Origin of the sequence: Nocardioides sp. LML1-1-1.1 (genome assembly GCF_040676175.1) — a bacterium.
Classification (GTDB): Bacteria; Actinomycetota; Actinomycetes; order Propionibacteriales; family Nocardioidaceae; genus Nocardioides.
Window position 1 is genome coordinate 92,632 of record NZ_JBEGHK010000006.1, and the last position, 15,724, is coordinate 108,355.

Annotated in this window: 17 protein-coding genes; 12 read left to right on the plus strand and 5 right to left on the minus strand. The window is 73.1% G+C overall.

What is annotated here, in order from left to right:
* Positions 1-24 precede the first annotated feature (24 nt).
* The 11 genes from ftsH to MRBLML1_RS19645 all read left to right on the plus strand — a co-directional run bounded on the left by ftsH (position 25) and on the right by MRBLML1_RS19645 (position 8,919).
* On the plus strand, positions 25-2,091 hold the full coding sequence (gene ftsH, locus MRBLML1_RS19595) for an ATP-dependent zinc metalloprotease FtsH (RefSeq protein ID WP_364519166.1): 2,067 nt from the start codon (positions 25-27) through the stop codon (positions 2,089-2,091).
* Positions 2,092-2,106: 15 nt separating this feature from the next.
* Positions 2,107-2,712 carry a GTP cyclohydrolase I FolE gene (gene folE, locus MRBLML1_RS19600; RefSeq protein WP_364519715.1) on the plus strand — a complete coding sequence of 202 codons (606 nt, stop codon included), beginning with the start codon at positions 2,107-2,109 and terminating at the stop codon, positions 2,710-2,712.
* Positions 2,713-2,826: 114 nt separating this feature from the next.
* On the plus strand, positions 2,827-3,612 hold the full coding sequence (locus tag MRBLML1_RS19605) for a hypothetical protein (protein ID WP_364519168.1): 786 nt from the start codon (positions 2,827-2,829) through the stop codon (positions 3,610-3,612).
* A 33-nt stretch (positions 3,613-3,645) separates the two neighbouring features.
* On the plus strand, positions 3,646-4,491 hold the full coding sequence (gene folP / locus MRBLML1_RS19610; RefSeq protein WP_364519717.1) for a dihydropteroate synthase: 846 nt from the start codon (positions 3,646-3,648) through the stop codon (positions 4,489-4,491).
* On the plus strand, positions 4,484-4,894 hold the full coding sequence (folB, locus tag MRBLML1_RS19615; protein WP_364519170.1) for a dihydroneopterin aldolase: 411 nt from the start codon (positions 4,484-4,486) through the stop codon (positions 4,892-4,894). Before folP ends, folB begins: the two co-directional genes overlap by 8 nt.
* Complete coding sequence (folK, locus tag MRBLML1_RS19620; RefSeq protein WP_364519172.1) at positions 4,891-5,460, plus strand: 2-amino-4-hydroxy-6-hydroxymethyldihydropteridine diphosphokinase; 570 nt, start codon at positions 4,891-4,893, stop codon at positions 5,458-5,460. Before folB ends, folK begins: the two co-directional genes overlap by 4 nt.
* The gene (locus tag MRBLML1_RS19625) at positions 5,457-5,948 is read left to right on the plus strand and encodes a DUF3180 domain-containing protein (RefSeq protein ID WP_364519174.1); all 492 of its coding nucleotides are present in this window, start codon (positions 5,457-5,459) and stop codon (positions 5,946-5,948) included. The genes folK and MRBLML1_RS19625 overlap by 4 nt, the downstream gene beginning before the upstream one ends.
* 155 nt (positions 5,949-6,103) lie before the next feature.
* A complete protein-coding gene (locus tag MRBLML1_RS19630; protein ID WP_364519176.1) occupies positions 6,104-6,697 on the plus strand; it encodes a hypothetical protein in 594 nt (197 codons plus the stop codon).
* A 62-nt stretch (positions 6,698-6,759) separates the two neighbouring features.
* A complete protein-coding gene (locus MRBLML1_RS19635; protein ID WP_364519178.1) occupies positions 6,760-7,881 on the plus strand; it encodes a hypothetical protein in 1,122 nt (373 codons plus the stop codon).
* Entirely contained in the window at positions 7,874-8,551 is a 678-nt protein-coding gene (locus MRBLML1_RS19640; protein WP_364519180.1) for a hypothetical protein, read from the plus strand. Before MRBLML1_RS19635 ends, MRBLML1_RS19640 begins: the two co-directional genes overlap by 8 nt.
* Entirely contained in the window at positions 8,548-8,919 is a 372-nt protein-coding gene (locus MRBLML1_RS19645) for a hypothetical protein (protein ID WP_364519182.1), read from the plus strand. The genes MRBLML1_RS19640 and MRBLML1_RS19645 overlap by 4 nt, the downstream gene beginning before the upstream one ends.
* A 6-nt stretch (positions 8,920-8,925) precedes the next feature.
* Here MRBLML1_RS19645 and MRBLML1_RS19650 read toward each other — a convergent pair whose 3' ends face one another.
* From MRBLML1_RS19650 to pseB, 5 genes are read right to left on the minus strand one after another with little or no spacing between them, the layout of a single operon-like run.
* The gene (locus MRBLML1_RS19650) at positions 8,926-10,032 is read right to left on the minus strand and encodes a WD40 repeat domain-containing protein (protein WP_364519184.1); all 1,107 of its coding nucleotides are present in this window, start codon (positions 10,030-10,032) and stop codon (positions 8,926-8,928) included.
* 52 nt (positions 10,033-10,084) lie between these two features.
* Positions 10,085-10,864 carry an SDR family NAD(P)-dependent oxidoreductase gene (locus tag MRBLML1_RS19655; RefSeq protein ID WP_364519186.1) on the minus strand — a complete coding sequence of 260 codons (780 nt, stop codon included), beginning with the start codon at positions 10,862-10,864 and terminating at the stop codon, positions 10,085-10,087.
* A gap of 1 nt (position 10,865) precedes the next feature.
* Positions 10,866-12,473, minus strand: coding sequence for an aldo/keto reductase (locus MRBLML1_RS19660; protein WP_364519188.1), 1,608 nt, complete (start codon positions 12,471-12,473; stop codon positions 10,866-10,868).
* Positions 12,474-12,485: 12 nt separating this feature from the next.
* The gene (pseC, locus tag MRBLML1_RS19665; protein WP_364519190.1) at positions 12,486-13,610 is read right to left on the minus strand and encodes a UDP-4-amino-4,6-dideoxy-N-acetyl-beta-L-altrosamine transaminase; all 1,125 of its coding nucleotides are present in this window, start codon (positions 13,608-13,610) and stop codon (positions 12,486-12,488) included.
* Positions 13,610-14,599, minus strand: a complete 990-nt coding sequence (gene pseB / locus MRBLML1_RS19670) for a UDP-N-acetylglucosamine 4,6-dehydratase (inverting) (protein ID WP_364519192.1) — start codon at positions 14,597-14,599, stop codon at positions 13,610-13,612. Before pseB ends, pseC begins: the two co-directional genes overlap by 1 nt.
* Positions 14,600-14,704: 105 nt before the next feature.
* Between pseB and MRBLML1_RS19675 the strand changes: the two genes are divergently transcribed.
* Positions 14,705-15,718, plus strand: a complete 1,014-nt coding sequence (locus tag MRBLML1_RS19675) for a PseG/SpsG family protein (protein ID WP_364519195.1) — start codon at positions 14,705-14,707, stop codon at positions 15,716-15,718.
* The last annotated feature ends 6 nt before the right edge of the window (positions 15,719-15,724 follow it).

Below are 15,724 nucleotides of genomic sequence, written 5' to 3' on the forward strand. Positions count from 1 at the left end.
GGAGACGGTGGGGACGGTCAGTCGGTGAAGCGGGTTTTCAGAGGGCCTTGGCTCTGGATCGGGGTGGCGGTCGTCACCGTCATCCTCGCGCTGCAGTACCTCGCGCCCGGGGGTGGGTACGACGAGGTGCCGACCTCCCAGCTCGAGAAGTACGTCGCGAAGGGCGAGGTCAAGAAGATCACGTTCACCGACGGTGACCAGTCGATCGAGGCCGAGCTCGACAAGGGCACGCGCGACGCCGGCGACAAGGTGATCACGCACTACATCAACGGCGAGCAGGAGTCGATCCTCGCCGCCGTCAAGGAGCAGGTCGACAAGGGCACCATCGAGGAGGCGAACTCCAAGAACCCGCAGCCCAGCCTGCTGGGCTCGCTGCTCGCGACCCTGCTGCCCTTCGTGCTGATCATCGCGCTCTTCATCTTCTTGATGAACAACGTCCAGGGCGGTGGCCGGGGCGTCATGCAGTTCGGCAAGTCCAAGGCGAAGATGATCTCCAAGGACATGCCCAAGACCACCTTCGCCGACGTCGCGGGCTGCGACGAGGCGATCGAGGAGCTCGGCGAGATCAAGGAGTTCCTCCAGGAGCCCGGCAAGTTCCAGGCCGTGGGCGCCAAGATCCCCAAGGGCGTGCTGCTCTACGGCCCTCCGGGCACCGGCAAGACGCTGCTCGCCCGCGCGGTCGCGGGTGAGGCCGGCGTGCCGTTCTACTCGATCTCCGGTTCCGACTTCGTCGAGATGTTCGTCGGCGTCGGTGCCTCCCGGGTGCGCGACCTGTTCGAGCAGGCCAAGGAGAACGCTCCGGCCATCGTCTTCATCGACGAGATCGACGCCGTCGGCCGCCACCGCGGCGCCGGCATGGGCGGCGGTCACGACGAGCGCGAGCAGACCCTCAACCAGCTCCTCGTCGAGATGGACGGCTTCGACGTCCGCGGCGGGGTCATCCTGATCGCGGCCACCAACCGGCCCGACGTGCTCGACCCGGCGCTGCTGCGCCCGGGCCGCTTCGACCGCCAGATCCAGGTCGACGCCCCGGACCTCGCCGGCCGCAAGCGGATCCTCGAGGTCCACTCGCGGGGCAAGCCGCTCGACGGCTCCGTCGACCTGACCTCGGTCGCGCGACGCACCCCCGGCTTCTCCGGTGCCGACCTCGCCAACGTGCTCAACGAGGCCGCGCTGCTCACCGCCCGCAACGGCCAGAAGGTCATCACCTCGGCGACCCTCGACGAGGCGATCGACCGGGTCATCGCCGGCCCGCAGCGCAACTCGCGGCTGATGTCGGAGAAGGAGAAGCTGATCACCGCCTACCACGAGGGCGGCCACGCCCTCGTCGCGGCGGCGCTGCCGGGCACCGACCCGGTCCACAAGATCACGATCCTGCCCCGCGGTCGCGCGCTCGGCTACACGATGGTGCTGCCGGACGAGGACAAGTACTCCCAGACCCGCTCGGAGATGCTCGACAAGCTCGCCTACATGCTGGGCGGCCGGGCGGCCGAGGAGATGGTCTTCCACGACCCGACCACGGGCGCCGGCAACGACATCGAGAAGGCCACCAGCCTGGCCCGCGCGATGGTCACCCAGTACGGCATGACCGAGCGGCTCGGCGCGATCAAGCTCGGCGACTCCAACTCCGAGCCCTTCCTGGGCCGCGACATGGGCCACCAGCGCAACTACTCCGAGGACGTCGCCGCGGCGATCGACGACGAGACCAAGAAGTTCCTCGCCGTGGCGCACCAGGAGGCCTTCGACATCCTGGTCGAGAATCGCGACGTCCTCGACGACCTCGTGCTCGCGCTGCTCGACAAGGAGACCCTCGACAAGGAGCAGGTCGCGGAGATCTTCACCGCGCTGCGACGGCGCCCCGAGCGCCCCGCGTGGACCGGGTCGCCGAACCGGATCCCCTCTGACATCCCGCCGGTGGAGATCCCCGAGGAGATCCGCCGGCGCGCCCAGCTCAACGGCCAGACCGCGCCGGAGACCGAGGAGGGCGGCCAGATCCTCACGCCGCCCGGCCCCGGCGGCGACGTCTACGGCGGCACGCCCTCGGCCCCGCCCACCGACCCGCAGCCCCCGGCTCCCACCGCCGGCAGCTGAGCCGTGGCCGACCCGATCTCCGTGCCGGAGCGGACCCCGTCCGACGTACCCGCGTTCGACCACGAGCGCGCGGAGGCGGCCGTGCGCGAGCTGCTGTACGCCATCGGCGAGGACCCCACCCGCGAGGGCCTGCTGGAGACCCCGGCCCGGGTCGCCCGGGCGTACGCCGAGCTCACCGCCGGCCTCCGGATGGCCCCCGAGGACGTGCTCACCACGACCTTCGACCTCGGCCACGACGAGATGGTGCTGGTCCGTGACATCGAGCTGTGGTCGATGTGCGAGCACCACCTGGTGCCCTTCACCGGCGTCGCCCACGTCGGCTACATCCCCGCCGGCAGCGGCAAGATCACCGGCCTGTCCAAGCTGGCGCGCCTGGTCGACCTCTACGCCAAGCGGCCGCAGGTCCAGGAGCGGCTGACGACCCAGATCGCGGACTCGTTGATGCAGATCCTCGAGGCGCGCGGCGTCATCGTGGTGATCGAGGCCGAGCACCTGTGCATGACCATGCGCGGGGTCCGCAAGGCCGGCGCCCGCACGCTGACCTCGGCCGTGCGCGGGATCATGCACAACCCGGCCACCCGCGCCGAGGCGATGGCGCTGATCCACAGCCCGCGGTCCTGACCGTCACCCACGCACCCACCGAATTCGTCGTCGTTCGGGCGGGATCGCGACGAAATCGGTAGGTGCGTCGCACCCCCGCGCGAGATCCTGGGTCCGGAGAGGCGGGAGAGGGACGTGACGGACGACGGCGTCGTGTGGAACGAGGCAGCCGCGTGCTGGGACTGCCGGCAGTGGGACGAGCGCGGCATCGACATCCGGTCGATGGAGTGTGCGTCCATCTCGTGGGACCTGGTCGCCGGCGAGCTGTCGGTGTTCTTCCGCGACGCGGACGGGACGCGGTGGAGGGCGCTCTTCGACCGGGTCGGCTCGGTGCAGCTCGTCAGCCTGCCGAGCTGGCACCACCCGGACGACGAGGACCGGTTCGGCGCAGCCTTCGCGGAGGGTGTCCAGTACTCGCTGTTCGTCGAGAGCTTCCAGCTCCACTTCACCGCCGCAGCCGGGCGCTTCCTCGAGGACGGGGGCCGGGTCGTCGATCCCACGGTCGGCGCCCCGGCCGGGCGTCCGCTCTTCGTCGGCCCGACCGGGCAGTGGGACTTCGTCCACCAGCCCGGCGACCGCTCCGGCCGATCTCGGCTCCGGCGCAGGCTCCAGGACTGGCGGGCCGAGCGGGACTCCCGTGGCGTGCCGTGGCAGTGGGACCTGGAGCGCGTCACCGTCGACCTCGGCGGCCGCCGCGGCGTCGAGCTGGAGCTGACGTCGTCGGACGGCCGCGACCTGCTCACGGTCTCGATCCAGGACCCCGGGGTCCTCAGCATCGCGTCCCGCGAGCAGGGTGCCGGTCCGAAGGAGAGGACGGCCCTCGACGCGGCGTACAGCGAGGGTGGGCTGCACGTCGTGCTCCATCCCCGGGTCGCGGCGTTCGTGCAGGGAGGCGAGACCCGCGTCGTCCGCCCTCGATAGGGTCGTCCCGTGACCCCGCAGCTCCCGCTCGTGATGGGGGTCGTCAACGTCACGCCCGACTCCTTCTCCGACGGCGGCCGGTACGACGACCCGGAGCGCGCCGTCGCGCACGGCCGCGCGCTGCTGGCGGACGGTGCGGACATCCTCGACGTCGGGGGTGAGTCGACCCGGCCGGGTGCCACCCGGCCGCTGCTGGCGGAGGAGCTGGACCGCGTCGTACCGGTCATCGAGGCGCTGGCCGCCGACGGCGCGACCGTCTCGGTCGACACCATGCGCGCCGAGGTCGCGGCCCGGGCCGTGGAGGCCGGGGCGAGCATCGTCAACGACGTCTCCGGCGGGCTCGCCGATCCGGCGATCCTGGACGTGGTGGCGAGCACCGGCGCGAGGTACGTCGCGATGCACTGGCGGGCGCACAGCGACACGATGCAGCAGTTCACGACCTACCAGCCGGACGTCGTCACGGCGGTGCGCGAGGAGCTGGCGCAGCGGGTGGCGGCGATCCGCGCGGCCGGGGTGCGGGACGAGCAGGTGGTCCTGGACCCCGGGCTGGGCTTCGCCAAGCAGGCGCACCACAACTGGGAGCTGCTGCGGCACCTCGACGAGGTTGCGCAGGGCTTCCCGCTGCTGGTGGGCGCGAGCCGCAAGACCTTCCTGGGGCGTCTGCTGGAGGACGACCAGGGCGACCCGCGGCCGGTGGGGGAGCGTGAGGCCGCGGGGATCGCGCTGACGACGCTGCTGGCGGCGGGCTTGGGCGGCACCGGCATCTGGTGCCTGCGGGTCCACGATGTGCGCGCCCATCGCGACGCGCTGGCGGTTGCGGCACAGTGGAGCGGGTACACCGCTGATCGGGCAGCGGGTGGGAAGGAAGCCGGTGACTGACGAGCTGAGCATCGACGGCATCGAGTGCTTCGCCCACCACGGGGTGTTCGACCACGAGCGCCGCGACGGCCAGGTCTTCAAGATCGACCTGGTGCTGGGCGTGGACACCCGTCCCGCCGCGGCGAGCGACGACCTCGCCGACACGGTCGACTACGGCGGCCTGGTGGACCGCGTGGTCGCGGCGGTCGAGCGGGACCCGGTCGACCTGATCGAGACCCTTGCCGAGCGCATCGCCGATGTCGCTCTCAGGGACGGTCGTGTTGAATGGACGCGAGTGACGGTGCACAAGCCGGACGCGCCCATCCAGGCGACCTTCGCCGACGTACGTCTCACCATCACCCGTTCGCGGGTGCCGGGGGACACGGCGGGAAACCGAACCGGAAAGACGGAGGCCCCAGCATGACCGAGACCCCGAACCCGAACATCATCGATGCGGACACCCTCACCGGGGAGATGCGCCCGATCCGTCGTGTGGTGATCGCGCTGGGCTCGAACCTCGGCGAGAGCTTCTCCAACCTGCAGGGCGGTGTCGACGCCCTCGCGGACACCCCGAACGTGTGGGTCACCGGCGTCTCGCCGGTCTACGAGAGCGCGCCCGTGGACTGCCCGGAGGGCTCGCAGAACTTCCTCAACGCGGTCGTGCTCGCCGACACCACGCTCTCCGCGCACCGCCTGATCGACCGTGCGCTGGCGATCGAGGACGCCTTCGACCGCCTGCGCGGCGAGGCCAAGAACGCTCCGCGCACCCTCGACGTCGACCTGATCGTCGTCGGCGACCGGCGCAGCGACAAGGAGGAGCTGCGGCTCCCGCACCCGCGCGCCCACGAGCGTGCGTTCGTGCTGAAGCCCTGGCTCGACCTCGAGCCCGACGCGGTGTTCCTCGACCGAGGACCGGTCGCCGACCTGCTGGCGGCCGTCGGAGACAGCGGCCTGACCGCGCGGCCGGACCTGGTCCTCGAGCTCGAGTGAGCGCGGAGGGGGACCCCGGCGGGGAGCCCCCGTCGGGAGCACTGCGCCCGACCTCGCTGCTCACCCTGCTGGGCTGGGCGGTGGTCGGTGCGGTGCTGGGCTGGGCGCTGCACCCGGTGGCGGACCGGCTGGGCGTCGTACCGCCGCTGGTGACGCGGGGCCAACCGCTCGCGCTGGCGCTGCTCGCCGCGATCCTGGGGTATGTCGCGTGGATCACCTACCGCGCCGTGCACGTACGACGCGAGCGGCTCGAGGCGCACCAGGCCGTCAACCGGCTGGTGCTCGCGCGTGCCTGCGCCCTGGTGAGCGCCCTCGTCGGCGGTGGGTACGCCGGCTACGCCCTCAGCTGGATCGGTGACCGGGCCGAGCAGGCCGACGACCGGATCGCCGGCTCGCTCGCGGCCGCCGGCTGCGCGCTGGTGGCGCTGGTCGCCGCGCTGCTGCTGGAGCGGGCCTGCCGGGTCCGCGACGACGACAAGCCGGCCTGAGGGTGCTGGCCCGCGGTAGTCCCTGACGAAAAGCACGCTTTCCCGCGGGAAATCAGTGCTTTTCGTCAGGGACTATCGCCAGCCTGGTGCGGATGTGACAGGTGGGACAAGCGTGTCTCCCGGGTCTCACGTGGCCACGGGCATACCGTGCTGGCATGACTTCCCCTGTCGGCAACCGTCGTCGCCAGCGGTCGACCCGTCTCGTGGTCGCCGCGTCCATGCTCGTGGTCTCGGCGCTCGCCGTCGTGGGCACGGCCCTGACCGGATCCTGGCTGCTCGTCACCGTCGCCGCGCTCGCGGCGGTCGTGCTGGGCGCCGCCGCCACGAAGATCACCCACTCCGAGCTGCTGGACTCCCGTGAGGAGGCCGCGCGCGACCGCGCCCAGCAGGCGAAGGCCTACGCCCGCCTCACCGAGGTCCGTACGACGGAGAACGTCGAGTTCGCCGCCGACATGACCGGCAAGCTCGCCCGGCGCGACGCGACCGTCGCGCGCCTGGAGAAGCGCCTCGGCGACGCCGCCGCGGAGCTGGCCGACGCCCGGCGCGAGCTCGGGGAGGTCCGCGACCAGGCGAGCACCACCCAGCGCGAGAACGAGGGGCTGACCCGGCGCCTGGGCGACGCCGAGGAGCGGGCCAGCCAGGCCGTCGTACGGGTGGCCGAGCTGGAGGCCGAGCTGGACGTCGTCACCAGCGAGCTGAACAGCGCGCGCACGGCCGCCGCCAACTGGCGCAAGGGCAAGACCGCCTGAGCGGAGCAGCCCGGGCGGCTCACTAGGATGGCCGCACGTCGCCCGACCGAGAAGGACCCCCGTTGACCGCCAGCGCCATCTACCTGCACATCGGGGCCCCCAAGACCGGCACCAGCTTCCTCCAGCGGATGATCTGGCTCAACAAGGAGGAGCTGCGCGCCCAGGGGTTCTTCTTCCCCCCGGGCAGCCGGCGGATGCAGTTCGACGCGGTCTCCGACCTGCGCGGCGGCATCTGGTCGGAGAACCAGCTCTCCGCGACCTGGGACCTGGTCGTGGAGCGGGCGCACCTCAACGAGGGCGTGGCGGTGATCAGCGAGGAGCTGCTGTGCGGCTCGCCGCCGGAGGTCATCGAGCGGATCGTCAGCTCGCTCGCCCCGATCCCGGTGCACGTCGTGCACGCCGCGCGCGACTTCGCCCGGCAGGTCCCGGCGGAGTGGCAGCAGTGGCTGCGCTCGCGCTCCACGACGACCTACGAGTTCTACCTGGACAGGCTGCGCGACGTCCCGGACCAGTCGTTCTGGCAGACCCAGGACCCGTCGAAGGTCTACGCCCGTTGGGGTCCCTTCCTCGAGCCCGGCCACTTCCACGTGCTCACGGTGCCGCCGCCGGGCTCGGACCCGAGCCTGCTGTGGCAGCGGTTCTGCTCGATCGTCGGCTTCGACCCGGACGTGCCGCACGCGCCGGACGGGATGCAGAACCCCTCGCTCGGGCTGGCCGAGGCCGAGCTGCTGCGCCGGTTCAACGTCGCGATCGGCGACCGCTTCCCGATGCGCGACCGCTACATCCGGGTCGTGCGCGACAACCTGATGCGCGACGCGCTGTTCAGCGCACCGGAGCCGGCCAAGATCGGCGTCCCCGCGCCGTACGTCCCCTGGGTGCGCGAGCGCTCCCAGCAGATGGTCGACGACCTGGCCGCCCTGGCCGGCGAGGTCGACGTCGTCGGCAGCCCCGAGGACCTCGCGGCGAACGTCGTGGACGCCGTCCGGCTGCCCTCCGAGCTCTCCGACAGCGAGCTGCTGGACGCGGCGATCGCGGCGTGGATCCGCCAGCACGAGGTGTTCGAGCAGCGGATGGACGAGCGGGACGCCCGCCGTGCGGAGAAGGCGGGGCAGGCGGGCCCGCCGGCCCCGGTCTCCTTCCCGCGCCGGGTGCGCGGCGCGATCGCCCGGCGGCTCCGTGGTTGATCCGCGGCTGGTGCCGCTGCGCGACCTCGCCGTCTCCTACGCCCGTACGCCGGGCGAGGTGCGCTCGGTCGCCGTCGTCGGCAACGCGCCGATGGTGCCCTCGGCGGCCCGCGCCGCGGCGATCGACGGCTGCGACCTGGTGCTGCGCACCAACAGCTTCGTGCTCGACGCCCCGGGCGCCGACCCGGTCGCCGGGCGTCGTACCAGCCTGGTGCTGTGGGGCCGCCTGGTCCGCGCCACGACGTCCTCCTTCGACGACTACCGCTCGCGGCTCTACGTGCTGCTGGAGCCGATGCGCATGTTCCACCGGCCCGAGGTCTGGCCGGGCTCGTGGCCGGCCGACCTGGGCCTCGTGGTGGCCCGCAACGACGCGGTCGCGGTGCCCCTGCTCGACGAGCTCGGCGTCCCGTGGCGCACCGACGCCCTCGCCCCCACCACCGGTACGACGGCCGCCTGGCTCGCCCGTGCGCTCTTCCCCGACGCCGAGGTGCACCTGACCGGCCTGTCGTACGTCGACGACCCCTCGCCCGAGCGCTGGGACTACCAGTCCGGGGCGACCGGGCGGATCGGCCCCGAGCACCGGGTGGCCGCCGAGGGCGCGCTCCTGCGCGGCTGGTGGCAGCAGGGCCGGGTACGGTTCTGGCCGACCGACTCCGAGGAGGAAGCATGAGCCGTCCGGGCCCCAGGGACGTGGTGCGCGCGCTGCGGCGTGCCCACCGCCTGCCGGATGACGTGGGCGACCGGGTCGCGGACCTGGAGCGCCGCCTCGGCGACGCCGTCCGCGAGATCGCCCGGATCGGCCCGCAGCTCGCGGCCCTGGAGGAGCGGGTCGAGGACCTGCGCGCCCGGCTGCAGGACCCGCCGCCGACGGCCGACGCCGCCGAGGTCGAGGCGGCCCGTTCGGTGCTGGACGAGGTGCGGGCCGAGCACGCCCGGGTGCGGGCGCGGATCAGCGCCGCGACCGTGTTCGAGGAGCGGTTGCGGGTGCTGGAGGACCGGGCGGGCGTGGACTCCGCGACCGGCCGCGACCTGGCCTGACGGGGACTAGCGGCGGCTGACCTCGACGAGCACCCGCTGACCGGTGCTCGACGCGGTCGTGACGACGTACGCACGCCCGGCGGGGGAGAAGGTCACCGCCCGGCCGAAGGACGTGCCGTTCAGGGTGCTCACCGGTCGCATGGTGGCGGTATCGATGACGCCGCTGCGCTCGTAGACACCGCCGAGGCTCACCGCGAACAGGTAGCGCCCGTCGGGCGAGAGCGCCGCGTCGGTGATGTCGGCGAAGTCGGGGACGGTCCAGGCGCGGGCACCGCCGCCGGTGGCGCCGGAGAACCGGACGTACTGGGTGGGGCCATCGATGCTGCTGGAGTCGGTGACCAGGTAGGCCGAGCTCGTCGAGAGGTTGCTAGCGATCGCGTAGGCGTCGCCGACGCTGATCCGCCGGGTGGTGATTCGGCGCGGGCGGGCGGGCGTGGTGAGGGCGTAGACGTTGTACCAGCCCGAGCCCGACGTGCTCAGCGACAGCAGCCGCTTGCCGTCGCGGGTGATCGACAGCTCGCCCCCGCCCTCGGGAGCCTTGACCGTGCGCACCAGCACCGGCCGGGCCGGGTTGCGCAGCGAGAACACCTTGATCCGGTTCGGCTGCTTGACGTAGAGGAAGCGCCCGTTGCGGGAGACCTCGAGGTCGGAGACCTCGCCCCGACCCGCGAACCTCGTGCCGGACAGCGACCGGACCCGTCGCAGGCTGTTGCCGCGGACGTCGAGCACGTGCAGCGTGTTGGGGATCCGCACGGTCGGCGGCTCGTCGACGACATAGGCCCACCGGCTGTCAGGCCGGATCGCGACGACGTGGCCGGCGACCCCGACCTGGGTGCCCACGACGCGGTGCGGACGGGCGGCGAGATCGACCTTCTGCGTGGCGAAGTCGGTGGCGACCAGTGCGAACCGTCCGTTGAGAGCGACCTTGACCTCCGCCTGTCCACTCCGGAACGGGCGCAGCACCGTGGTGTCGGTGACGGCGAACGTGCCGGTCGCGCGGGGCGCGAAGGGGCGGTGCTGGTCACCGGCGCGGGCGACGGCCGGCAGGAGGGCCAGGAGCAGGGCGGCGAGGCCCAGGACCGTGGTCAGGCGCTTGCGGTGGGGTGCGTTCACGCCCTGATGGTAGAAGGGCCGGATCCACACACCTCGGTCTCGAGAGCGTGAATCAGCGCGCGGTCCAGCCGCCGTCGACCTCGACGGTCGAGCCGGTGACGAACGACGAGGCGGGCGAGGCGAGGAAGAGCAGCGCGCTCATCACCTCCTCGGGCCGGCCGACCCGGCCGAGCAGGGTGAGACCGGCGATCTTGCCGAGCAGCTCCTCCGCCTCCGGCGAGCCCGGGTCGCCGGGGAAGGGACCGAGGACCAGCGCGTTGACGCGGACGCCCTCGGGCCCGAGCTCGGCGGCGGCGTACCGGGTCAGCTGGAGCATCGCGGCCTTGGCGGTGCCGTAGAACGGCGGGTTGCGGTGCGACTCCTCGGCGTAGATCGACAGGTCGGGGGCGACCACGCCGTACATCGAGGAGACGTTGACGACCGACGCCGGACCTCCGGCGGCGGCCGAGGCGACCAGCGCCGGGCGGGCGGCCTCGATCGCCCGCGCGGAGGCGGTGACGGCGAGGTCGAAGGCCTGGCGGTAGTCGTCGTCGGTGGCGGTGCGCAGCGAGCCGCCGCGCGGGATGTGGGCGTTGTTGACGAGGACGTCGAGGCGCCCGTGCCGCTGCGCGACGTCGCTCAGCAGCGCCGGCCACTCCGCGGTGGTGATGTCGCAGGTCGCGAGCTCGACGCCCGGCACCTCCCCGACGGCCGCGGCGAGGCGCTCCCGGGAGCGGCCGACGGCGACGACGGTGGCGCCGGCCCCGGCGAGCGCGCGGACCATGGCGGGGCCGAGCCGGCCGGAGGCGCCGCTGACGACGGCGACGGTGCCGGTGAGGTCGAAGAGGTCCATCTCAGCTCCAGGTGCTCGGGTCGACGAGGGCGAGCGGCCCCGGCGCGACGAGGTCGTGGACGAGGGCGACCTCCTCGGCCGTGAGCGGCGGGCGGTGCACCAGCGCGGCGGTGTCGTCGACCTGGGCGGCGTTCTCCGCGCCGGCGACGACCGAGGTGACCCACGGGTGGGCGAGGACGTAGGCGAGGCACAGGTCGGCGCGGGAGGTGCGGCCCAGCGCCTCGACGGCCCGGTCCAGGGTCGCGGTGATCGCGGCGCCGTCGGCGACCGCGGGCCAGCGGGCGGCGGTGCCGGCGGCCAGCAGCCCCTGGAGGTACGCCGACCGGACGGTCACCACGACGTCGGGACGCGCGGCCAGCGCCTCCTGCACCTCGGGGGCGAGCCAGCGCCGGTCGAGCACGTTGAAGGGCAGCTGGACGTAGCCGCACCGCGGGTCGGCGAGCAGCGCGACCAGCTCCTCGGGCGTCGACAGGCTCGCCCCCACGACGCGGGCGGTGCCGTCGGCGACCAGGCCGGCGAGCTCGTCGGCCACGCCGGGCCGGTGCCAGTCGGCGGCCCGGTGGGTGAGCACGGCCGCGACGGAGGAGGTGCCGAGCAGGCGCAGGCTGGTGGCGATCGACGCCCGGGCCGCGTCCGCGCCCTGGCCGTCGGTCAGCGGCAGGACCTTGGTGACCACGCTCGCGTGCTCGGAGAGGCCGCGGCGCAGGGCCGCACCGAGCCGCTCCTCGGACCGGCCGTAGCCGCGCGCCGTGTCGAGGTGGGTGATCCGGTTGCGGCGGACGGCGGCGAGCACCGCGGCGACCTCCGCGTCCGTCGGCAGGCCGCCGGTGTTGGCGGCGCCGTAGGGGACCCCGAGCTGGACGGTGCCGAGCACCAGCGCCGACTGGCCGAGCGGGTTGTCCCGCACCGGCAGCGGCGCGCGGAGATCGGTGGCCGCGCCGACGAGGTCGCACAGCGCCCGCCAGTCGGCGCCGACCGGGTCCGCCACGCCGCCCAGGACCCGCGCCAGCGCGACGAAGTCGTCGAAGGTGTCGACCGTGCAGCGCAGGCCCGACCAGTCGCCGGTGCCGGACAGCGAGGTGCGCAGGTCGCCCTCGCGCTCGCGCATCCACGGCGTGACGTGCTCGCGCTCGAAGGCGGAGGTCGCCGTGGCGTCGGCCGCGCGCAGCAGCCCGGCCGTGAAGGCCTCCGCGGCGACGCCGTACGGCAGCGCGGGGTCGTCGCCGCCGAGCCGGGCGTACTGCTGCCCGGAGGCGGCGAGGGCCGCGACCAGCTGGCCGACCACGTCCCCGTCCGGTACGACGTTGTCGGCGGTCAGGCGCACCACGACGTCCTCGTCGGCGAGCCCCTCGGCGGCCAGCACGAAGCGCGCCAGCGGGTCGTCGAGCGGCCCGCGCACGACGGCGACACCGGCGCCCGCGCAGGCCGCGGCGATCACGTCGTCCTCGGGCTGGTCGCTGGTGGCGACCAGGACCGGGTGCCCGGCGTTGCCGGCGCGCTGCGCGGCGAGCACCACCATCGGCCGGCCCGCGACGGACAGCAGGGCCTTGCCCGGCAGCCGCGAGGAGCTGAGCCGGGACTGGAGCACGACCTGGACGCGCGCACTCATGACGAGGTCAGGTCAGCCGAGGATGTCGGTGAGCGTCTCGATGACGCGGTCCACGTCGGCGTCGGTCAGGTCCGGGAAGAGCGGCAGCGAGAGCTCCTCGGCGTAGAACGCCTCGGCGTTCGGGCACATCCCGCGCTGGTAGCCCGCGTCGGCGTAGACCGGCTGCCAGTAGACCGGGATGTAGTTGACCTGCACGCCGATGCCGCGCTCGCGCATCTTCTCGAAGACCTCGCGCCGGCGGCCGTCGAGGATCCGCGCGCAGTAGAAGTGCCACACCGGGTCGACGCCCTCGCGCTGCACCGGGATCCGCACGCCGTCGACGCCGGCGAGGGCCTCGTTGTAGCGCGCCCAGATCTCCGCGCGGCGCTGCTTGAACGCCTCCAGCCGCTGGAGCTGGGAGAGCCCCAGGGCACACGCGACGTCGGTCAGCCGGTAGTTGAGGCCGAGCTCGTGGACCTCGTACCACCACGCGCCCTGGTCGGGGTGCTCGAAGCGGTCGGCGTCGCGGACCATGCCGATGAAGTGGAACTCGTGGGCGCGCTGGGCGATCGCGTCGTCCTTGGCGACCACCGCGCCGCCCTCGGTGGTGGTCATGTTCTTGGTCGGGAAGAACGAGAACGTCGTGAGGTCGGCCAGGTCGCCCACCGGCCTGCCTCCGGCCGAGCCGCCGATCGAGTGCGCGGCGTCGGCGAGGGTGAGCGCGCCGACCCGGTCGGCGATCGGCTGCAGCGCGGCGTAGTCGGCCGGGTGGCCGGTGTAGTCGACCGCGGCGACGACCTTGGTGCGCTCGGTGACCAGCGCATCCACGGCGGCCGGGTCGATCAGCCCGGTGTCCTCCTCGACGTCGGCGAAGACGACCTTCGCGCCGAGCAGCGAGGCACCGGAGGCGGTCGCGACGAAGGTCATCGGCGTGGTGACGACCTCGTCGCCCGTGCCGACGCCCGCCCCGGCGTAGGCCATGTGCAGCGCGGCCGTGCCCGAGGTGCAGGACACCGCCCGGTGGCCGCCGGCGAGCGCGCCGATGGCCTCCTCGAAGCGGGTGACGGCCGGCCCGGTCGTCAGCCAGTCACCGCGCAGGACCTCGGCAACCGCCTGGACGTCGTCCTCGGTGATCGACTGGCGACCGTAGGGGAGCATCAGATGCCCGACTCGAGGACCTCGCGGAGGTCCTCGACGCCCCACCAGATGTCGTTCTTGTCGGAGGCGCAGTGGAAGCCCTCGGGCACCGGCACCGCGTCCTTGATCGGCTGGTAGCCCCACTGCGGGGTCTCCGGCTCGATCACGTAGTACTTGCCGTCCTGGATGATCACCGCGCGGCGACCCTCCTCGGGGCTGATCATCTCCTCGTGGAGCTTCTCGCCCGGGCGGAGGCCGATGTCGACGAACTCCGCGTCCGGCACGACCGCGTGGGCCAGGTCGACGACCTTGTGCGAGGGGATGTGCGGGACCAGCAGCTCGCCGCCCTGCATCAGGTCGAAGGTGTCGACGACCATCTGCACGGCCTGCGGCAGCGTGATCAGGAAGCGGGTGCAGCGCAGGTCGGTGATCGGCAGCTTCTCGCCGCGCTCGGCCATCGCCTTCCACTTCGGGATGATCGAGCCGCGCGAGCCGGTCACGTTGCCGTAGCGGACCACCGCGAACCGGGTCGGGTACGACGCGGCGTAGTTGTTGCCGAGGATGAAGATCTTGTCGGCGGTCAGCTTCGTGGCGCCGTAGAGGTTGATCGGCGAGGAGGCCTTGTCGGTGGAGAGCGCGACGACCTTCTTCACGCCGGCGTCGATCGCGGCCTCGACGACGTTCTGCGAGCCCAGCACGTTGGTCTTGATGAACTCGAACGGGTTGTACTCACCCGTGTCGACCTGCTTCAGCGCGGCCGCGTGGACGACGTAGTCGACGTCGTGCATCGCGCGGAGCAGCCGCTCGCGGTCGCGGATGTCACCGATGAACCAGCGCAGGCGCGGGTCGTCGTTGAACATCTGGCGGCACTCGAACTGCTTGAGCTCGTCGCGGCTGATGATGATCAGGCGGCGCGGGTTCAGGTTGTCGAGGGCGTAGCGGATGAACGCCTTCCCGAACGAACCGGTGCCACCGGTGATCAGGATGCTGCTCCCCTGGAGGATGGACACGCGCACGCCTTCCGTCGGACGGGAGCGGGGCCCGTCCCCGCCACGAAGAATCGGACTGACGATACCGTTGGCCGCCGCTGTCGCCGGAATCGAGGGGAGACCAGGGTGTCGAGGGTCGTCGTCTGGTGCGATCTGGGTCCGGACATCGGGGTCGGCCACCTGATGCGCTGCCTGGCCCTCGCCGAGGAGCTGGAGGCGCGTGGACGCGAGGTCGTCTTCCTCGTCGACGCCGCCGCCGTGCCCTTCGCGGCGGCCCAGCTGGACGCGCGCGGCTTCGCCTCCGTCGTGCCCGCCGCCACGGTCACCGCGCAGCTCGAGCAGGTCGCCGAGCTGGCGCCGGAGGCGGTCGTGATCGACTCCTACCGCCTCCCGCCGGTCGCCTACGCCGGCGCGCGGGCGTCGTACCGGACCCTGGCGTTCGCGGACGGGGCGATCGGTGGCCGCGAGGCGGACGTCTACCTGGACCAGAACATCGGCGCCGAGCACGACCACCGCGCCCTGCCCGCGGGCGCGGTCCGGCTCGCGGGCCTGCGCTACGCCCTGATGCGCGACGAGGTGCTGCGGCACCGTCCCGCGCGGCCGGAGGTGCCGGCGCCCGACGGAGCGCCGCGCGTGCTCGCCTTCTTCGGTGGCACCGACGCGTTCGGCGCCGCCCCGGTGCTGACCGCCGCGCTGGTGGCGACCGGGCTGCCGTTCCGGCTCTCGGTCGTCGCCGCCACCGACGAGAGCCGCGCCGCCCTCGCCGCGATCGCCCCCGCGCCCGGCCAGGAGGTCGAGGTGATCGCGCCGACCGACCGGATCGCCGAGCTGGTCCGCGCCGCCGACCTGGTCGTCAGCGCCGCCGGCACGTCGAGCTGGGAGCTGCTCTGCCTCGGCGCGGCCGCCGCCTTCGTGTGCGTCGCGGACAACCAGGCGGAGTCCTACGGCCGGGTGGTCGCGCAGGGGCTGACCTTCCCGCTCGGCCTTCTCTCCGGGGTGCGCGCCGACCCGGCGGCGGCCACCGCGGTGCTGGCCGAGGCACTGTCCGACACCGACGCGCGGAACCGGCTGCGTCGTACCGGTTGGGAGCTGGTGGACGGCCAGGGTCGCCAAAGGGTTGTCGCCGCGCTGCTCCCTTGATGGCAC

Coding starts and splice junctions, on each gene's coding strand:
- MRBLML1_RS19645 (WP_364519182.1), top strand. CDS start 8,548: ATGAGCCGTCCGGGCCCCAGGGACGTGGTGCGCGCGCTGCGGCGTGCC.
- folK (WP_364519172.1), top strand. CDS start 4,891: ATGACCGAGACCCCGAACCCGAACATCATCGATGCGGACACCCTCACC.
- pseC (WP_364519190.1), bottom strand. CDS start 13,610: ATGCTCCCCTACGGTCGCCAGTCGATCACCGAGGACGACGTCCAGGCG.
- MRBLML1_RS19660 (WP_364519188.1), bottom strand. CDS start 12,473: ATGAGTGCGCGCGTCCAGGTCGTGCTCCAGTCCCGGCTCAGCTCCTCG.
- folP (WP_364519717.1), top strand. CDS start 3,646: ATGGGGGTCGTCAACGTCACGCCCGACTCCTTCTCCGACGGCGGCCGG.
- MRBLML1_RS19630 (WP_364519176.1), top strand. CDS start 6,104: ATGACTTCCCCTGTCGGCAACCGTCGTCGCCAGCGGTCGACCCGTCTC.
- MRBLML1_RS19655 (WP_364519186.1), bottom strand. CDS start 10,864: ATGGACCTCTTCGACCTCACCGGCACCGTCGCCGTCGTCAGCGGCGCC.